Genomic DNA, 15,117 nt, shown 5'->3' with positions numbered 1-15,117 from the left:
CGCTGACGCCGCCCACGCGTTCAACCGCATCCTGCTTGGCCGCGCCATTGTTCCGCCGTGCGTTGAACGCGTGGGCGGCGCAAGCGCAGCGTCTACCCCGATTTTCGGGTGGAGCCGCCCACCCTACGGTTGCACCATCGATGCGTATAAATAAGTTACAACTGACTGATATAATCGTTGCCTTATCTACGTACTGCGCTACCGTACTGCGCTCTTTCCGCTCCCGCCAACATGAAATCTTCCGAAATTCGCGAAAAGTTCCTCAAGTTTTTTGAGTCCAAGGGCCATACGATCGTACGGTCCAGCCCCCTCGTGCCGGGCAACGATCCGACCATGTTGTTGACCAACAGCGGAATGGTGCAGTTCAAGGACGTCTTCCTCGGCCTGGATACGCGCCCCTACAAGCGCGCGACCTCCGTGCAGCGCTGCGTGCGCGCCGGCGGCAAGCACAACGACCTGGAAAACGTCGGCTACACCGCACGTCACCACACCTTCTTCGAAATGCTGGGTAACTTCAGCTTCGGCGACTATTTCAAGCGCGATGCGATCAACTATTGCTGGGAGCTGCTGACCAAGGTCTACATGCTGCCCGCGGAAAAGCTGACCGTCACCGTCTATTTCGAGGACGACGAGGCCTATGACATCTGGGCCAACGAAATCGGCGTGCCGAAAGAGCGCATCATCCGTATCGGCGACAACAAGGGCGCGCGCTACGCGTCGGACAACTTCTGGCAGATGGCCGACACCGGCCCGTGCGGCCCGTGCACCGAGGTGTTCTACGACCACGGTGCCGACATCTTCGGCGGTCCTCCGGGCTCGCCCGACGAAGACGGCGACCGCTTCATCGAGATCTGGAACCTCGTGTTCATGCAGTTCAACCGCGACGAATCCGGCGTGCTGACCCCGCTGCCGAAGCCGTCGATCGACACCGGCATGGGCATGGAGCGCCTGGCCGCCGTGCTGCAGGGCGTGCACAGCAACTACGAGATCGACCTGTTCCAGGCACTGATCAAGGCTGCCGCGCGCGAGACCGGCGCGAGCGACCTGGAAAACAATTCGCTGAAGGTGATCGCGGACCACATTCGCGCCGCCTCCTTCATGATCGTCGACGGCATCATCCCGAGCAGCGAAGGCCACGGCTACGTCCTGCGCCGCATCATCCGCCGCGCGCTGCGCCACGGCCACAAGCTGGGCCAGACCCGTCCGTTCTTCTACAAGCTGGTCGAGGACCTGGACGCCGAAATGGGCAGCGCCTATCCGGAACTGACGGAAGCCAAGGACCGCGTCGCGCAAGTGCTGAAAGCCGAGGAAGAGCGTTTCGGCGAGACGCTGGAAAACGGCATGAAGATCCTGGAAGCGCAGCTGGCGAAAGACGCGAAGAACCTGGACGGCGCCACCGCCTTCACCCTGTACGACACCTACGGCTTCCCGCTCGACCTCACCGCGGACATCTGCCGCGAGCGTGGCGTGACCCTCGATGAAGCGGGCTTCACGGCCGCCATGGAGCAGCAGAAGAAGACGGCGCGCGCCGCCGGCAAGTTCAAGATGGCGGCCAAGGTGGAGTACGCCGGCGAGAAGACCAAGTTCGTCGGCTACGAATCGCTGGTGCACAACACCCACGTGCTGGCGCTGTACTCGGAGGGCGTCTCGGTGCAGGAACTGAAGGCGGGCCAGGAAGGCATCGTCGTGCTCGACACGACCCCGTTCTACGCCGAATCCGGCGGCCAGGTGGGCGACCACGGCCTGATCAGGGCAAGCGCTGGCGAGTTCGAAGTCGAAGACACGCTCAAGATCCAGGCCGAGGTGTTCGGCCACCACGGCGTGCTGCGTTCGGGTTCGCTGAAGGTCGGCGACACCGTCGACGCCCAGGTCGACCAGGCCAAGCGCGCGCGCACCATCCGCAACCACTCGGCCACGCACCTGATGCACAAGGCGCTGCGCGAAGTGCTGGGCGGCCACGTGCAGCAGAAGGGTTCGCTGGTCGATCCGGACAAGACCCGTTTCGACTTCAGCCATAACGCGCCGATGACCCAGGAGCAGATCGCCCAGGTCGAGATGATCGTCAACCGCGAGATCCTGGAAAACCATCCGACCCAGGCCCAGCACATGTCCTTCGACGACGCCGTCAAGCATGGCGCGATGGCCCTGTTCGGCGAAAAATACGCCGATGAAGTGCGCGTGCTCGACATCGGCTCCTCGAAAGAGCTGTGCGGCGGCGTGCACGTGACCCGCACCGGCGACATCGGCCTGTTCAAGATCGTCTCGGAAGGCGGCGTCGCCGCCGGCATCCGCCGCGTCGAGGCGGTGACGGGCGAGGGCGCGCTGGCCTGGGTCCAGCAGACCAACGCGAAGCTGCTGGCCGCGGCCGGCGCCCTGAAAACCGGCCCGGACGAACTGCCGTCGCGCATCGCCCAGGTGCAGGATCAGGTCAAGGTGCTGGAAAAGGAAGTGGCGGCGCTGAAATCGAAGCTGGCTTCCGGCCAGGGCGACGAGCTGCTCAACCAGGCGGTCGACGTGAACGGCATCAAGGTGCTGGCCGCGACGATGGACGGCGCCGACGTGGGGACCCTGCGCGAGGCGATGGACAAGCTCAAGGACAAGCTGCAGACGGCCGCCATCGTGCTGGCCAGCGTCGCTGACGGCAAGGTCAGCCTGATCGCGGGCGTGACCAAGGATGCGACCGGGAAAGTCAAGGCCGGCGAGCTGGTCAATTTTGTTGCGCAGCAGGTGGGCGGCAAGGGCGGCGGGCGTCCGGACATGGCGCAGGCCGGCGGTACCGATCCGTCGGGCCTGCCGCAAGCGCTGGCCGGCGTCGCAGCCTGGGTCGGCGAGCGGGCGTAAGACAGTGGTAGGGTGGACGGCTCTGCCGTCCACCCTACGAAACCTTGTCTACGCGGTGGGGTGCGTGCAACATTTCGTGACTATTTTTGTGCGGCGCGTCATAATCCGGAAATTGGAGTAGACTCCAATCCAGTATCACCACCTTAGCAGGCATGCGATGAGCGACACCATTCTCGACACCGATACAATTCACTTCCAGAAGGACCTGGACGCGCGCGGCTTGAACTGCCCGCTGCCTATCCTGAAAGCCAAGAAAGCGCTGGCCGAAATGGCCACCGGCGAGGTGCTGCGCATCACGGCCACCGACACCGGCTCCGTGCGCGACTTCCAGGCGTTTGCCAAGCAGACCGGCAACGCCCTGGTGTCGCACTCGCAGAACAACGGCGAGTTCGTCTTCCTGATGCGCCGCAAATAAGCACCACTCCCGGGCCACCGCCCGATCCCGGCGGGGAGCACGCTTCCCCGCCCATCCCCTCACTCCAGCGCCCATGACGATTTCGAAGCTTCCTTCTAACCGAAAATCGCACGATCGTGCTTTAATTCAGTCTTGACGCTGTTTATCTCTTATAATCAAGGCCAATTTTAGCCCGTCTACCTCTTCAATTTTTCAAAGGCACACCTATGAAAGTCCTGGTACCCGTCAAACGCGTGGTCGACTATAACGTCAAGGTCCGCGTCAAGTCCGACGGCAGCGGCGTGGATATCGCCAACGTCAAAATGTCGATGAACCCATTCGACGAAATCGCACTCGAAGAAGCGACCCGTTTGAAGGAGGCCGGCAAGGTCACCGAGGTGGTGGCGGTGTCGGTCGGCGTGCCGCAGTGCCAGGAAACCCTGCGCACCGGCATGGCGATCGGCGCGGACCGCGGCATCCTGGTCGAAACGGCAGGCGACACCGAGCCCCTGGCCGTGGCCAAGATCATGAAGGCGCTGGCCGACAAGGAGCAGCCGCAGCTGATCATCCTGGGCAAGCAGGCGATCGACGACGACTCGAACCAGACCGGCCAGATGCTGGCAGCCCTGCTGGGCTGGCCACAGGCGACCTTTGCCTCGAAAGTGGTGCTGGAAGACGGCAAGGTGACCGTGACCCGCGAAGTCGACGGCGGCCTGGAGACCGTTGCCCTGACGCTTCCTGCGATCGTCACCACCGACCTGCGCCTGAACGAGCCGCGCTACGTCACGCTGCCGAACATCATGAAGGCCAAGAAAAAGCCGCTGGAAACGATCAAGCCGGAAGACCTGGGCGTCGACGTCACCCCGCGCCTGAAGACCCTGAAGGTCGTCGAGCCGGCCAAGCGCTCGGCAGGCATCAAGGTGCCGGACGTCGCCACGCTGGTGCAGAAGCTGCGCACCGAAGCCAAAGTCATCTAACGGCCTGCGCCGTCACCATACAATATAGGACACATCATGGTCGCATTAGTAATCGCTGAACACGACAATGGCTCCCTCAAGGGCGCAACCCACCACACCGTGACCGCGGCCGCCCAGTGCGGAGGCGAGGTGCACGTGCTGGTCGCCGGCTCGAATTGCGGCGCCGCCGCCGAGGCCGCTGCGCAGATCGCCGGCGTTTCGAAAGTGCTGGTCGCCGACGCGCCGTACTTCGCCGACGGCCTGGCCGAAAACGTGGCCGAGCAGATCCTGGCCGTCGCCGGCAACTACTCGCACATCCTGGCCCCGGCCACCGCCTACGGCAAGAACATCCTGCCGCGCGTCGCCGCCAAGCTGGACGTGGCCCAGATCTCGGAAATCACCAAGGTCGATTCGCCCGACACCTTCGAGCGCCCGATCTACGCCGGCAACGCCATCGCGACCGTGCAGTCGGCCGATTCGGTCAAGGTCATCACCGTGCGCGGCACCGGCTTCGACGCGGCGCCCGCCACCGGCGGCTCGGCTGCCGTCGAGCAGATTCCTGCCGCCGCCGACTTCGGCAAGTCGGCCTTCGTCGGCCGCGAGCTGGCGAAATCGGACCGTCCGGAACTGACCGCCGCCAAGATCATCGTCTCCGGTGGCCGCGGCATGGGCTCGGGCGACAACTTCAAGCTGCTGGAACCCCTGGCCGACAAGCTGGGCGCCGCCATGGGCGCCTCGCGCGCCGCCGTCGACGCCGGCTACGTGCCGAACGACTGGCAGGTGGGCCAGACCGGCAAGATCGTCGCGCCGTCGCTGTACATCGCCGTCGGTATTTCGGGCGCGATCCAGCACCTGGCCGGCATGAAGGATTCGAAGACCATCGTCGCCATCAACAAGGATCCGGAAGCGCCGATCTTCTCGGTAGCCGATTATGGCCTGGTGGGCGACCTGTTCGAAGTCGTTCCGGAGCTGGTCAAGGAACTCGGCTAAAAACGTATGGTGGGCAGCAGGGCTGGCTAAATGCCAGCACTGCACATGCCCGCCATACGAAACACAGGCCACGCTGGTCCGGCATATGCCAGGCTGACGTGGCCTGTTTTACGTTAAAAATTCTGAGGAGATATCGTGAGCTACCAAGCCCCGATCAAAGACATGCTGTTCGTCCTGAACGAACTGGCGAACCTGCAGCAGGTGAGCCAGCTGCCGGGTTGCGAAGACGCGACCGCCGACACCGTCGAAGCGGTGCTGGAAGAGAACGCGAAGTTCTGCGGCGAAGTGGTCGCGCCGCTGAACCATCCGAGCGACAAGGAGCCGAGCTTCTGGCACGACGGCCAGGTGACCACGTCCGCCGGTTTCAAGGTCGCGTTCCAGGCCTTCGGCGAGTCCGGCTGGCAGGGCGTGCAGCACCCGGCCGAATTCGGCGGCCAGGGCCTGCCCAAGCTGGTGGCCACGCCGTGCACCGAAATGCTCAACGCCGCCTCGATCTCGTTCGCGCTGGTGGCCCTGCTGACCGACGGCGCCATCGAAGCGCTGCTGACCGCCGGATCCGACGAGCAAAAGGCGCTCTACCTCGAGCCGCTCATCTCCGGCAAGTGGACCGGCACCATGAACCTGACCGAGCCGCAAGCCGGTTCGGACCTGGCCGCGGTGCGCACGCGCGCCGTGCCGCAGGGCGACGGCACCTATAAAATCTTCGGCACCAAGATCTTCATCACCTACGGCGAGCACGACATGGCCGAGAACATCATCCACCTGGTGCTGGCCCGTACGCCGGACGCGCCGCCGGGCGTGAAGGGGATCTCGCTGTTCATCGTGCCGAAGTTCCTGATCAACGAAGACGGCACCCCTGGCGCGCGCAACGATGCGCACTGCGTCTCGATCGAGCACAAGCTGGGCATCAAGGCCAGCCCGACTGCCGTGCTGCAGTTCGGCGACAACGGCGGCGCCATCGGCACCCTGGTCGGCGAAGAGAACCGCGGCCTGGAATACATGTTCATCATGATGAACGCGGCCCGCTTCGGCGTCGGCATGCAGGGCATCGGCTTGGCCGAGCGCGCCTACCAGCAGGCCGTCGCGTTTGCGAAGGACCGCATCCAGTCGCGCGACCTGGCCGGGTCGAGCGGGCCGGTGGCGATCATCCACCACCCGGACGTGCGCCGCATGCTGATGTCGATGCGCGCCCAGACCGAGGCCGCGCGCGCGCTGGCCTATGTCGGCGCGGGCATCTCCGATGTCGCCCACTATCACGCCGACGAAGCGGTGCGCAAGGCGAACCTCTCGGTGTACGAGTACCTGGTCCCGATCATCAAGGGCTGGTCGACCGAGATGAGCGAAAACGTCGCGCGCGACGGCGTGCAGGTCCATGGCGGCATGGGCTTCATCGAGGAGACCGGCGCGGCGCAGCACTACCGCGACGCCAAGATCCTGACCATCTACGAAGGCACGACCGCGATCCAGGCGAACGACCTGGTCGGCCGCAAGACCGTGCGCGACGGCGGCGCGGTGGCCAAGTCCATCCTGGAGCAGGTGCGTGCCACCGAAGCGGCGCTGGGCGAAGTGCAGGGCGCTGACTTTGCCGCCATCCGCGAACAGCTGGCGCTTGGCTCGGCGGCCCTCGAGGAAGTCGTCGACTTCGTCGTCGCCAACGTCAAGTCGGACATCAAGGGCGTGTTCGCCGGTTCCGTGCTGTACCTGAAGCTGGCCGGCATCGTGCTGGGCGGCTGGCAGATGGCGCGCGCGGCCCTGGTCGCGCAGCGCAAACTGGACGCAGGGGAGGGCGACGCTGCCTTCCTGCGTGCGAAGATCGCCACGGCGCGCTTCTTCGCCGACCACATCCTGTCGGGCGCGGGCGGCTTGCGCACTGCGATCGTGGAAGGCAGTGCCGGTGTGCTGGCACTGGACGTCGAGCAGTTCTGATCAGTTGCCAGAATCCGAGTCCGGGGCGGAGTACCAGTCCCGCCCTCGATGGACGAAAAAGCGGCCTGCGGGCCGCTTTTTTTATTGCCTGCACCGATCATCGTGTTCTCTGCCATTAACTCAATAACGTCGAACAACATTCCGTCGACGAAGTTTTTCACGGTCAAAAGTTTGTAATAAATAATACGGGGTCGAATTTAGTTTGGCTCAAGGCGAGCTCATGTTGAGTGAACTAACTTGTACTCAAGCCGCGCATGAGCCGGCGGCCCCCATCTCAGCGGCTCGACGAGGAGATACACCATGGCTAGCAAGAAAGCGTACGACGACAAGCACGACCACGAGCACGACCACGATCGCGACAAGGATTGCCGCGAGCACGACGACGGCAAGGACCGGGACAAGTGCGAGTACCGCGAGCACTACAAATACCGCGAGTACTGGAAGGTGCGTGACTGCGAGGAGGACAAGCACCACGGCAAGAAGGATCACGAATACCACTCGCACCACATCCACGAGCTGGAAAAGACGATCAAGTCGCTGTCCGACAAACTGGCCGAACTGGGCCGCGGGGCGCACCTGCTCGAGCTGCAGCGCATCATCCACTGGCCCGGCTGGACCTCTCCGGCGGAGCTGGCGTTCGTGAACGCCATCCTCGACCACATCAGCGTCGAGGTGCGCACCATCGAGCGCCTGCAGGCCGACCTGGTCGAGGCCAGCCGCAAGGTCAAGAAGGATCGTCATTGAAACGGCCGGCGTCTCGCACGCAGCGGCCTGCGGGCCGCTTTTTTCATGGCGCGCCCTGATTTGGCTGAGTTTGATCCTGGATAAACGGAACGCCACGGCCGCGTTCGTAAGCTGGGTCCATCCACTGATCAATACCAGGAGACCCCATGCCCTCGCTGTTTTCCCGTGCCACCCGTTTTTCAGCCCTGGCCCTCTCTTCGCTGCTGTTGCTGGCCGCCTGTGGCGGCGGCGATTCCGCCCCTGAGGTGGTGGCCGCCGATCCGCCGGTTGCGCCAAGTCCACCGCAACAACCGACCCAGCCGGCGCCGCCGCCTCAGCCGAGCCCGCCGCCAACCGAACCAAGCCCGCCGCCGCCGCCGCCACCGCCGAGCCCGCCGCCAAGCGAGCCGAACCCGCCACCAGCGCCGCCGGAGCCGAGCCCGCCTCCGCCCGAGCTGGTGCTGGCCGACACCTATACCGAACTGGTCCCCGCCACCATCGGCAGCCGCCCGGCCTGGCCGGCCTGGGTGGCGCCCCCGAATCGCGCTCCCGTCGGTGGCGTCGGCTGCCTCATCAACGAGAACTACCACATCCATACCCTGGTCTCGATCTACCGGGACGGGGTGCGCCAGGGCCTGCCGGACAACGTCGGGCGCAGCGGTTGTGCGTATGAATTGCACACCCATGACGTGACGGGCGTGGTGCATATCGAAACCGACGTGCGCAAGACCTTCACCCTGGGCCAGTTTTTCGCGCTATGGAGCCAGCCGCTCGGAGCGGGCGGTACGGCCGGGCTGGCGGGACCGGTCCGGTTCTATCTGATCGATAACGAAAAGCTCACGCCATTCATGGGCGACCCGGCGCAGATCGAGCTGACGGCGCATCGGGAGATCGTCATCATCAGCGGTAGCGCGCCTGCCGTGCTTCCGAAGTACCGTTGGCCGCCGGGCATCTAAGGGCGGACGCGCGAGGTGCGAAGGCGAGATGGCCGCAAGGGCGGCGAAGGCTGGGCGGCCTGAACGGGGCGCGCGGGCAGGGAGCGCGCGGAGCGTCGCGAAGGGCGGGAGGGGCTGGAACGGCTGGAATCGGTGCAATCGCCGAGGATGGCCGCAGAGCGCCGGAGCGTTCTCCGCCAGCGCCCTACGCCTGGTGCCGGCCGCCGGCCGGGTCTCAGCCGTAGGCGCCGCCCGTGTACATCAGGTCGAACAGGCGCGAGATCGTGCCGATCAGGACAGTCGTGCCGATCATCAGGGTCAGCACGAGCAGGATCGCCAGCGGCCAGGTCGAGCGCGACTGCTTGCCCGAGCCGGCGTTGAAGCGCGCGTCCCATTTTTCGTCTGGGGTCAGGCCGATGACCAGCGCGCTGATGAAGGCGGCGACGCACGACACCAGCAGCGGGAGCAGCGCGTAGAAGGGTTGGATGCCTTGCACCTGGCTATAGAGGAGGGCGGAGACGGGCATGCTGCCTGCGTGGAGCAGGCCGAACCGGTCGACGGGGCCGTGCAGGTAGAAACGGTGTGCCCCAAGCGTGCCCAGGACGAGTGCCAGCCCCGTCGCGAGCGTCTTGTTTTTATGTGCCATGCGATAACTTATGTGTTACACGGAAACAGCGAGTATCGTTCAAAAACGTAGCAAAAGCACCATCTTTTATGTAAATTCAATGTATCAACAATCGCTTGCGTAGGGCCGGGCCGCCAGGGCGGTAGCGGGCACGCAAAAAATCGGCCATAATGCTCAATTCGGCCGGGACCGCGCGCTCTGTTGTCCGACTTTTGCCATTATCGCTTGCTGCTCCGCGTCATTGCGCGCTATAATCGTCGGCTTTCTCCGTCCAGTACAACTTTTTGGAATTATTATGGTCGTTATCCGTTTGGCTCGTGGCGGCGCAAAAAAGCGCCCGTTCTTCAACATCGTTGCAACCGACTCGCGTAACCGTCGCGATGGCCGTTTCATCGAGCGCATCGGTTTCTACAACCCGATGGCGTCGGGCGCCGAAGTGGGCCTGCGCATCACCGCTGATCGTCTGGCCTACTGGCAAGGCGTTGGCGCACAACTGTCGCCAACCGTTGCTCGCCTGGTCGCTCAGCAGACCCCAGCAGCCTAAAGCAAGGTTCCAGGTTTGACCGATTCAGTTGCCGCAGTTGCGAATGGGGCGCAAGCCCCCGAAGACCTGACCCAGGTCGGGTATGTGTCCGGCGCCTACGGGATCGCCGGCGCCATCCGCGTCACGCCGTTCTCGACGGATGCGGATGCGCTGATGAACGTGAAAACCTGGTGGCTCGACAAGCCGAGCCTGCGTTCCGTCACCGTGCGGACCGCAAAGATGCATGGTGGCGACGTGGTCGCCACCCTGGTCGGGATGCCCGGCCGCGATGCTGCCGAGGCGCTCAAGGGCACCGGCGTGCACATTTCGCGTGCCCAGTTTCCCGCACTTGAGGAAGACGAGTATTACTGGTCCGACCTGATCGGCATGGATGCCGTGAACCTCGAGGGCGCAGCCCTCGGCAAGGTGACCGACATGATGAGCAACGGTCCGCAGTCCATCCTGCGCATCGAGCCCGTAGCCGATCCGGAGAGCAGCGACAAGGCGCCCGAGCGCCTCGTCCCGTTTGTGGATCAGTTCGTGAAGCACGTCGACCTGCAAGGCAAGAAGATTACTTTGGATTGGGGTCTGGATTATTAAGCGGCGAACTCCTTGGGCGCTCTTGATCCTGTTATTCCTACCCCGTTCTGCTTGACACGAGGTCTCCATGCAATTTGACGTCGTGAGCTTGTTTCCCGAAATGTTTGCTGCGTTGACGCAGTCGGGTGTGACCCGCCGCGCCTTCGAGCAGGACCGCTGGGGCCTGACGCTGTGGAATCCGCGCGATTTCACGACGGATCGCCATCGCACCGTGGATGACCGCCCGTACGGTGGCGGCCCGGGCATGGTGATGCTGGCAAAGCCGCTCGAGGCGACGATCAATGCGGCCAAGGCACGCCAGGTCGAACTTGGCCTGCCGCCGCCGCGCGTGGTATTCATGTCGCCGCAGGGCAAGCCACTGACGCATGAGCGCGTCATGGCGCTGAAGGATGAGCCTGGCCTGGTCGTCCTGTGCGGCCGCTACGAAGCGGTCGACCAGCGCCTGCTGGACCGTGTAGTCGATGAGGAAATTTCCCTCGGCGACTTCGTGCTGTCCGGTGGTGAATTGCCGGCGATGGCCTTGATGGACGCAGTGGTGCGGCAATTGCCCGGGGTGCTGGGCGACGACGCCTCGGCGGTCGAAGACAGTTTCGTCAACGGCCTGCTCGATTCGCCGCATTACACGCGTCCTGAAGTGTACGAAGGGCTTGCGGTGCCGCCGGTATTAATGGGTGGTAACCACGCCGAGATTACCAAGTGGCGTCGCCAGCGCATGCTGGAGGCGACCGCGAAGAAGCGGCCGGAACTGTTAGGCAAGGCCCGCGAAGCGGGCCAGCTGACGGCGGCCGACGAAAAGTTCCTGGCGACGCTCCCCGCGTGGGACTAGCCGGAAATGCACCATCTGGTGCGAGACGCGGGAGCATGTTGCCCCTGTGTTCAACCCCATCCTATACTGGGCGATGCATGTGATTCACACGCGCCAGCAAGATGGTTTTTGGAGTCATAAAAAATGAATCTGATTCAACAACTCGAACAGGAAGAAATCGCGCGCCTCGGCCGTACCATTCCTGATTTCGCACCTGGCGACACCGTCATCGTCAGCGTCAACGTCGTCGAAGGCAACCGCAAGCGCGCCCAGGCATACGAAGGCGTCGTCATTTCGCGTCGTAACCGCGGCCTGAACTCGAACTTCATCGTTCGCAAGATCTCGTCGGGTGAAGGTGTTGAGCGTACGTTCCAGCTGTACTCGCCGCTGATCGCTTCGATCGAAGTGAAACGCCGCGGTGACGTCCGTCGCGCCAAGCTGTACTACCTGCGTGAGCGTTCGGGCAAGTCGGCACGTATCAAAGAAAAGCTGCCGCAGCGTAAAGTTGCAGCCGCCCCAGCCGCTCAGTAATCGCGTCTGTGGAGTGAAAAAGGCATCCCTCGGGATGCCTTTTTTTGTTACCGGCCCCATCCATGTTGGAGAATGCTTTTGGTTAAGGTTCCTTTCGATCCATCGCGCCTGCCTGTGGAACGCATCGCAGGCGAAGCCGCCGTCGATCCAGACTTGCTCCTTCCCGCGCACCTGCGCGCCCGCTTTGCCGAGTCGCGCCGCGCCTGGGAGCCCGAGGCGACCGACGAGTGGGTAATGGACCCGGAAAAACGGCTGCGCCGTGCCGCGGTGCTGATCCCGCTGGTCGAGCGCCCCGAGGGCGTGACGGTGCTGCTGACCCAGCGCACCGACCACCTGACGAGCCACGCCGGCCAGGTCAGCTTTCCGGGCGGACGCACCGAGGAGTTCGACTCATCCGCGATCGAAACCGCGCTGCGCGAGTCCGAGGAAGAAATCGGGCTGCACCGGCGCCACGTCGCGATCCTCGGCGTGTTGCCGGATTATGTGACCGGCACCGGCTACCGCGTCGCCCCGGTGGTGGCCCTGGTCCAGCCTCCCTTCGAACTGATGGCCGACCCGAACGAGGTCGCCGAGATCTTCGAGGTGCCGCTTGCCTTCCTGATGAACGGCATGCACCACCAGCGCCGCAGCTTCGAACCGCCGCCAGCCGCAGGCGGAGCCGCCGCGCGCCGCAGTTTTTACACGATGCCCTACGATCGCTTCTTCATCTGGGGGGCGACCGCTGGTATGCTGCGCAACCTGTTCCATTTCCTGCGTGCCTAGCAGCGCTTGAGCCGATTGCCGCCCGCGGGCGGCATCGCAAACGTGGCACGCCGCATGCCGCGAGCGGCGCCGCCGCGTACGACGGCGAACCGGGGTACCGCGCGCTTGCCGTGCCGGTCGGCAGCATCCATTGCCTGCCGGGATGGCTTTTCGCGATTTGATTATGACGGTGACCTGCGCTATCGTAGCGGGCAGTGTGGTATTGCCATAACAAAAGAAGGACTTGCATGACATTTTTTTCCATCCTGTGCGCCTTGCTCATCGAGCAATTGAAACCCCTGCGTGCGGACAACCAGGTCTACGTCGGCATCAAGAACCTGGCGATGCGGATCGAGGGCTGGTTCAACGCAGGCGAGCCGAAAAATGGCCGCATGGGCTGGTTCCTGATGATGGCGGTGCTGGTGCTGCCGGTGGCGCTCGTCTATTGGGTACTGCAATACTTCGGCCTCGTGTTCCTGGCCTTCGCCTGGAACGTTGCCATCGTCTACCTGACGCTCGGCTTTCGCCATTACAGCCATTATTTCACCTCGATCCAGCTGGCGCTCAACAGCGGCGACGAAGCGACCGCGCGCACGCTGCTGGCCGAGTGGGCGCGGATCGACACGGTCGGCATGGACGCCACCGAGATCGCCCGCATCGCCGTCGAAAAATCGCTCATCACGACGCACCGCAGCGTGTTCGGCGTGTTCTTCTGGTTCCTGATGCCCGCCGGCCCCGCCTGCGCCGTGCTCTATCGCGTGTCCGAATACCTGGCACGCGCCTGGAACGAACCCGAACACATGCGTAATGAAGCCTTCGGCCAGTTCGCCGCGAAAGCCTTCTACTGGATCGACTGGATTCCGGTGCGCCTGACCGCCATCGCCTTTGCCGTGGTCGGCAATTTCGAAGACGCAATCTATGCCTGGCGCAACTTCGCGAATCGCTGGGCCGACGAGTCGCGCGGCATCATCCTGGCCGCTGGTGGCGGGGCGATGGGCGTACGGCTGGGCACCCCGAACGAGAACGCTCCCCAGGTGCTGCCGGTCGACGCTGCCCTGGTCGACCTGAGCGAGACCGAAAACGACGTCCTGCCGGGCGAGGAGCCCAGCCTGCGCGCGCTGCAAAGTACCGTGGGACTTGTGTGGCGCGCGCTGATACTATGGATGATTCTCTTGCTACTCCTGTCCAGCATGGTCTGGCTCGGCTAGTGGGGGGACCTCGATAAACCTACTGCGCGTCGGATCTTTGGCCTGCGATGCTCGCTGTACCGGAGTACAGCCGCGTCGCCTTGGCGGCTCGGCCAAACCTCCTTCCGCTCGCTACGGTTTCTCGAGGCCCCGATACGGCGCGTCGTCTCAAAGTAAAAGACGGTAATTCGCCGCTAATGAACGCGGGATGTGTGGTTGTTCCTCTAACTCGTCGAGACAAGTCTCGTCCTCAGGTCTTCTATAAGATATAATACCGGCGTAGTTTTCCTCCACGCAGTATTCTTGTATCAGCAAGCAGCACTATGGCCGAGTTACCGCAAACCAGGAAGGAAGACGCCAACGGCGAGTTCTTTATCCTGGGCCTTACCTCTGCAGGCAAGCAGTTCCGCCCGAGCGACTGGGCGGAGCGCCTGTGCGGGGCGATGACGTGCTTCCGTCCCGAAGGCAGTGGCGGCCGCAACGCCCACCTGCAGTTTTCCCCCTACGTCCATCCGACCGTCGTGAACGGCACCAAGGCCGTTGTCGTCAATAACGCCCTGAAAAAAGTCGAACCGCTGGCGTATCACTTCGTGATCAATTTCGCCAAGGACAACGATTTGCAAGTGGTCGACGCCTGCTTCGTCGAGTTGCCGGGCGATAAGAAGGGGTGAGTTGTTCGGCACGTTTGAGCCAGATCAAACGTGCTGACAGTCCCTGCACTAATTTCATCCCTGTCAGAGTTGCGTACAGGCGATCCTTGCCGCCTGCAGACTCAGAATCGGGAGGCCAACCATGAACATCAGCGACATCTGTACCCTCGATGCGATCAGCTGCGTGCGCGACGAAACCGTCCAGGGCGCGGCGCTCATGATGCGCAAGCATCATGTCGGCGACCTGGTCGTCATCGACCGCGTCGACGATGATGCCATTCCGGTCGGCATCGTCACCGACCGCGACATCGTCGTCTCCGTCATTGCGCTCGGGCTCGATCCGGCCAGCTTGCTGGTCGGCGACATCATGACCGACGACCTGCTGACCTGCCGCGAAGACGACGACGTCTACCAGACCATCGAGCACATGCGCCTGCGCGGCATCCGCCGGGTGCCGGTCGTCAATCACAATGGCGCGCTGGTGGGCATCGTCAGTGCCGACGACCTGCTCGAATTCCTGGCCGAGGAAATGGGGGACCTGTCGCGCATCAGCGGCAGCCAGCAGGCACACGAGAAGCGCGCGCGGCACTGACAAGGCGCTCTGAACTTCGCAGACCGGCTTCGCAAAGGCCGCCGGTTCCCCGGCCCGCACCACACTAGTGCGCGGCGGCATCTCTCGTAGCGACCATC

At 63.7% G+C, this 15,117-nt stretch carries 16 protein-coding genes; 15 read left to right on the top strand and 1 reads right to left on the bottom strand.

The window, feature by feature from the left end; translation table 11 throughout:
- Nucleotides 1–231 precede the first annotated feature (231 nt).
- The 7 genes from alaS (at nt 232) to ACFPAH_RS15000 (ending at nt 8,786) form a co-directional block, all read left to right on the top strand.
- Nucleotides 232–2,841: an alanine--tRNA ligase gene (gene alaS / locus ACFPAH_RS15030; protein WP_379746873.1), complete on the top strand. Its 2,610-nt coding sequence runs from the start codon at nt 232–234 to the stop codon at nt 2,839–2,841.
- Nucleotides 2,842–2,998: 157 nt separating this feature from the next.
- Complete coding sequence (locus ACFPAH_RS15025; RefSeq protein WP_379746871.1) at nt 2,999–3,256, top strand: sulfurtransferase TusA family protein; 258 nt, start codon at nt 2,999–3,001, stop codon at nt 3,254–3,256.
- Between the two features lie 206 nt (nt 3,257–3,462).
- On the top strand, nt 3,463–4,212 hold the full coding sequence (locus ACFPAH_RS15020) for an electron transfer flavoprotein subunit beta/FixA family protein (protein ID WP_379746869.1): 750 nt from the start codon (nt 3,463–3,465) through the stop codon (nt 4,210–4,212).
- Nucleotides 4,213–4,248: 36 nt separating this feature from the next.
- Entirely contained in the window at nt 4,249–5,181 is a 933-nt protein-coding gene (locus ACFPAH_RS15015) for an electron transfer flavoprotein subunit alpha/FixB family protein (protein ID WP_379746867.1), read from the top strand.
- Between the two features lie 135 nt (nt 5,182–5,316).
- Nucleotides 5,317–7,107, top strand: a complete 1,791-nt coding sequence (locus ACFPAH_RS15010; RefSeq protein WP_379746865.1) for an acyl-CoA dehydrogenase — start codon at nt 5,317–5,319, stop codon at nt 7,105–7,107.
- Between the two features lie 300 nt (nt 7,108–7,407).
- Nucleotides 7,408–7,851 carry a hypothetical protein gene (locus tag ACFPAH_RS15005; protein ID WP_379746863.1) on the top strand — a complete coding sequence of 148 codons (444 nt, stop codon included), beginning with the start codon at nt 7,408–7,410 and terminating at the stop codon, nt 7,849–7,851.
- 146 nt (nt 7,852–7,997) lie between these two features.
- On the top strand, nt 7,998–8,786 hold the full coding sequence (locus ACFPAH_RS15000; RefSeq protein ID WP_379746861.1) for a hypothetical protein: 789 nt from the start codon (nt 7,998–8,000) through the stop codon (nt 8,784–8,786).
- Between the two features lie 214 nt (nt 8,787–9,000).
- Here the strand turns inward: ACFPAH_RS15000 and ACFPAH_RS14995 are convergent, their stop codons facing one another.
- The gene (locus ACFPAH_RS14995; RefSeq protein ID WP_379746859.1) at nt 9,001–9,411 is read right to left on the bottom strand and encodes an NINE protein; all 411 of its coding nucleotides are present in this window, start codon (nt 9,409–9,411) and stop codon (nt 9,001–9,003) included.
- 274 nt (nt 9,412–9,685) lie between these two features.
- Here ACFPAH_RS14995 and rpsP point away from each other — a divergent pair, with 274 nt between their 5' ends.
- From rpsP to ACFPAH_RS14955, 8 genes are all read left to right on the top strand, one after another.
- Nucleotides 9,686–9,934 (top strand): 30S ribosomal protein S16, encoded by a 249-nt coding sequence (rpsP, locus tag ACFPAH_RS14990; RefSeq protein WP_056344626.1) that lies wholly within the window; start codon nt 9,686–9,688, stop codon nt 9,932–9,934.
- Between the two features lie 15 nt (nt 9,935–9,949).
- Entirely contained in the window at nt 9,950–10,513 is a 564-nt protein-coding gene (gene rimM, locus ACFPAH_RS14985) for a ribosome maturation factor RimM (RefSeq protein ID WP_379746857.1), read from the top strand.
- 67 nt (nt 10,514–10,580) lie between these two features.
- Entirely contained in the window at nt 10,581–11,339 is a 759-nt protein-coding gene (trmD, locus tag ACFPAH_RS14980; RefSeq protein WP_379746855.1) for a tRNA (guanosine(37)-N1)-methyltransferase TrmD, read from the top strand.
- Nucleotides 11,340–11,462: 123 nt separating this feature from the next.
- On the top strand, nt 11,463–11,849 hold the full coding sequence (gene rplS, locus ACFPAH_RS14975; protein WP_379746853.1) for a 50S ribosomal protein L19: 387 nt from the start codon (nt 11,463–11,465) through the stop codon (nt 11,847–11,849).
- Between the two features lie 72 nt (nt 11,850–11,921).
- Entirely contained in the window at nt 11,922–12,611 is a 690-nt protein-coding gene (locus ACFPAH_RS14970; protein WP_379746851.1) for a CoA pyrophosphatase, read from the top strand.
- Between the two features lie 227 nt (nt 12,612–12,838).
- Entirely contained in the window at nt 12,839–13,798 is a 960-nt protein-coding gene (locus tag ACFPAH_RS14965) for a CobD/CbiB family protein (RefSeq protein WP_379746849.1), read from the top strand.
- A 302-nt stretch (nt 13,799–14,100) separates the two neighbouring features.
- On the top strand, nt 14,101–14,448 hold the full coding sequence (locus tag ACFPAH_RS14960) for a DUF3579 domain-containing protein (RefSeq protein WP_379746847.1): 348 nt from the start codon (nt 14,101–14,103) through the stop codon (nt 14,446–14,448).
- 121 nt (nt 14,449–14,569) lie between these two features.
- Complete coding sequence (locus ACFPAH_RS14955; protein ID WP_379746845.1) at nt 14,570–15,019, top strand: CBS domain-containing protein; 450 nt, start codon at nt 14,570–14,572, stop codon at nt 15,017–15,019.
- Nucleotides 15,020–15,117 lie beyond the last annotated feature (98 nt).

It is taken from the genome of Massilia sp. GCM10023247 (assembly GCF_042653325.1).
GTDB lineage: Bacteria > Pseudomonadota > Gammaproteobacteria > Burkholderiales > Burkholderiaceae_D > Telluria.
This window is presented reverse-complemented; position numbering and strand designations above follow the sequence as displayed.

Coding starts and splice junctions, on each gene's coding strand:
- ACFPAH_RS14955 (WP_379746845.1), top strand. CDS start 14,570: ATGAACATCAGCGACATCTGTACCCTCGATGCGATCAGCTGCGTGCGC.
- alaS (WP_379746873.1), top strand. CDS start 232: ATGAAATCTTCCGAAATTCGCGAAAAGTTCCTCAAGTTTTTTGAGTCC.
- ACFPAH_RS14965 (WP_379746849.1), top strand. CDS start 12,839: ATGACATTTTTTTCCATCCTGTGCGCCTTGCTCATCGAGCAATTGAAA.
- ACFPAH_RS14970 (WP_379746851.1), top strand. CDS start 11,922: ATGCTTTTGGTTAAGGTTCCTTTCGATCCATCGCGCCTGCCTGTGGAA.
- rpsP (WP_056344626.1), top strand. CDS start 9,686: ATGGTCGTTATCCGTTTGGCTCGTGGCGGCGCAAAAAAGCGCCCGTTC.
- ACFPAH_RS15005 (WP_379746863.1), top strand. CDS start 7,408: ATGGCTAGCAAGAAAGCGTACGACGACAAGCACGACCACGAGCACGAC.
- ACFPAH_RS15020 (WP_379746869.1), top strand. CDS start 3,463: ATGAAAGTCCTGGTACCCGTCAAACGCGTGGTCGACTATAACGTCAAG.
- trmD (WP_379746855.1), top strand. CDS start 10,581: ATGCAATTTGACGTCGTGAGCTTGTTTCCCGAAATGTTTGCTGCGTTG.
- ACFPAH_RS15015 (WP_379746867.1), top strand. CDS start 4,249: ATGGTCGCATTAGTAATCGCTGAACACGACAATGGCTCCCTCAAGGGC.
- ACFPAH_RS14995 (WP_379746859.1), bottom strand. CDS start 9,411: ATGGCACATAAAAACAAGACGCTCGCGACGGGGCTGGCACTCGTCCTG.
- ACFPAH_RS15025 (WP_379746871.1), top strand. CDS start 2,999: ATGAGCGACACCATTCTCGACACCGATACAATTCACTTCCAGAAGGAC.
- ACFPAH_RS14960 (WP_379746847.1), top strand. CDS start 14,101: ATGGCCGAGTTACCGCAAACCAGGAAGGAAGACGCCAACGGCGAGTTC.
- ACFPAH_RS15000 (WP_379746861.1), top strand. CDS start 7,998: ATGCCCTCGCTGTTTTCCCGTGCCACCCGTTTTTCAGCCCTGGCCCTC.
- rplS (WP_379746853.1), top strand. CDS start 11,463: ATGAATCTGATTCAACAACTCGAACAGGAAGAAATCGCGCGCCTCGGC.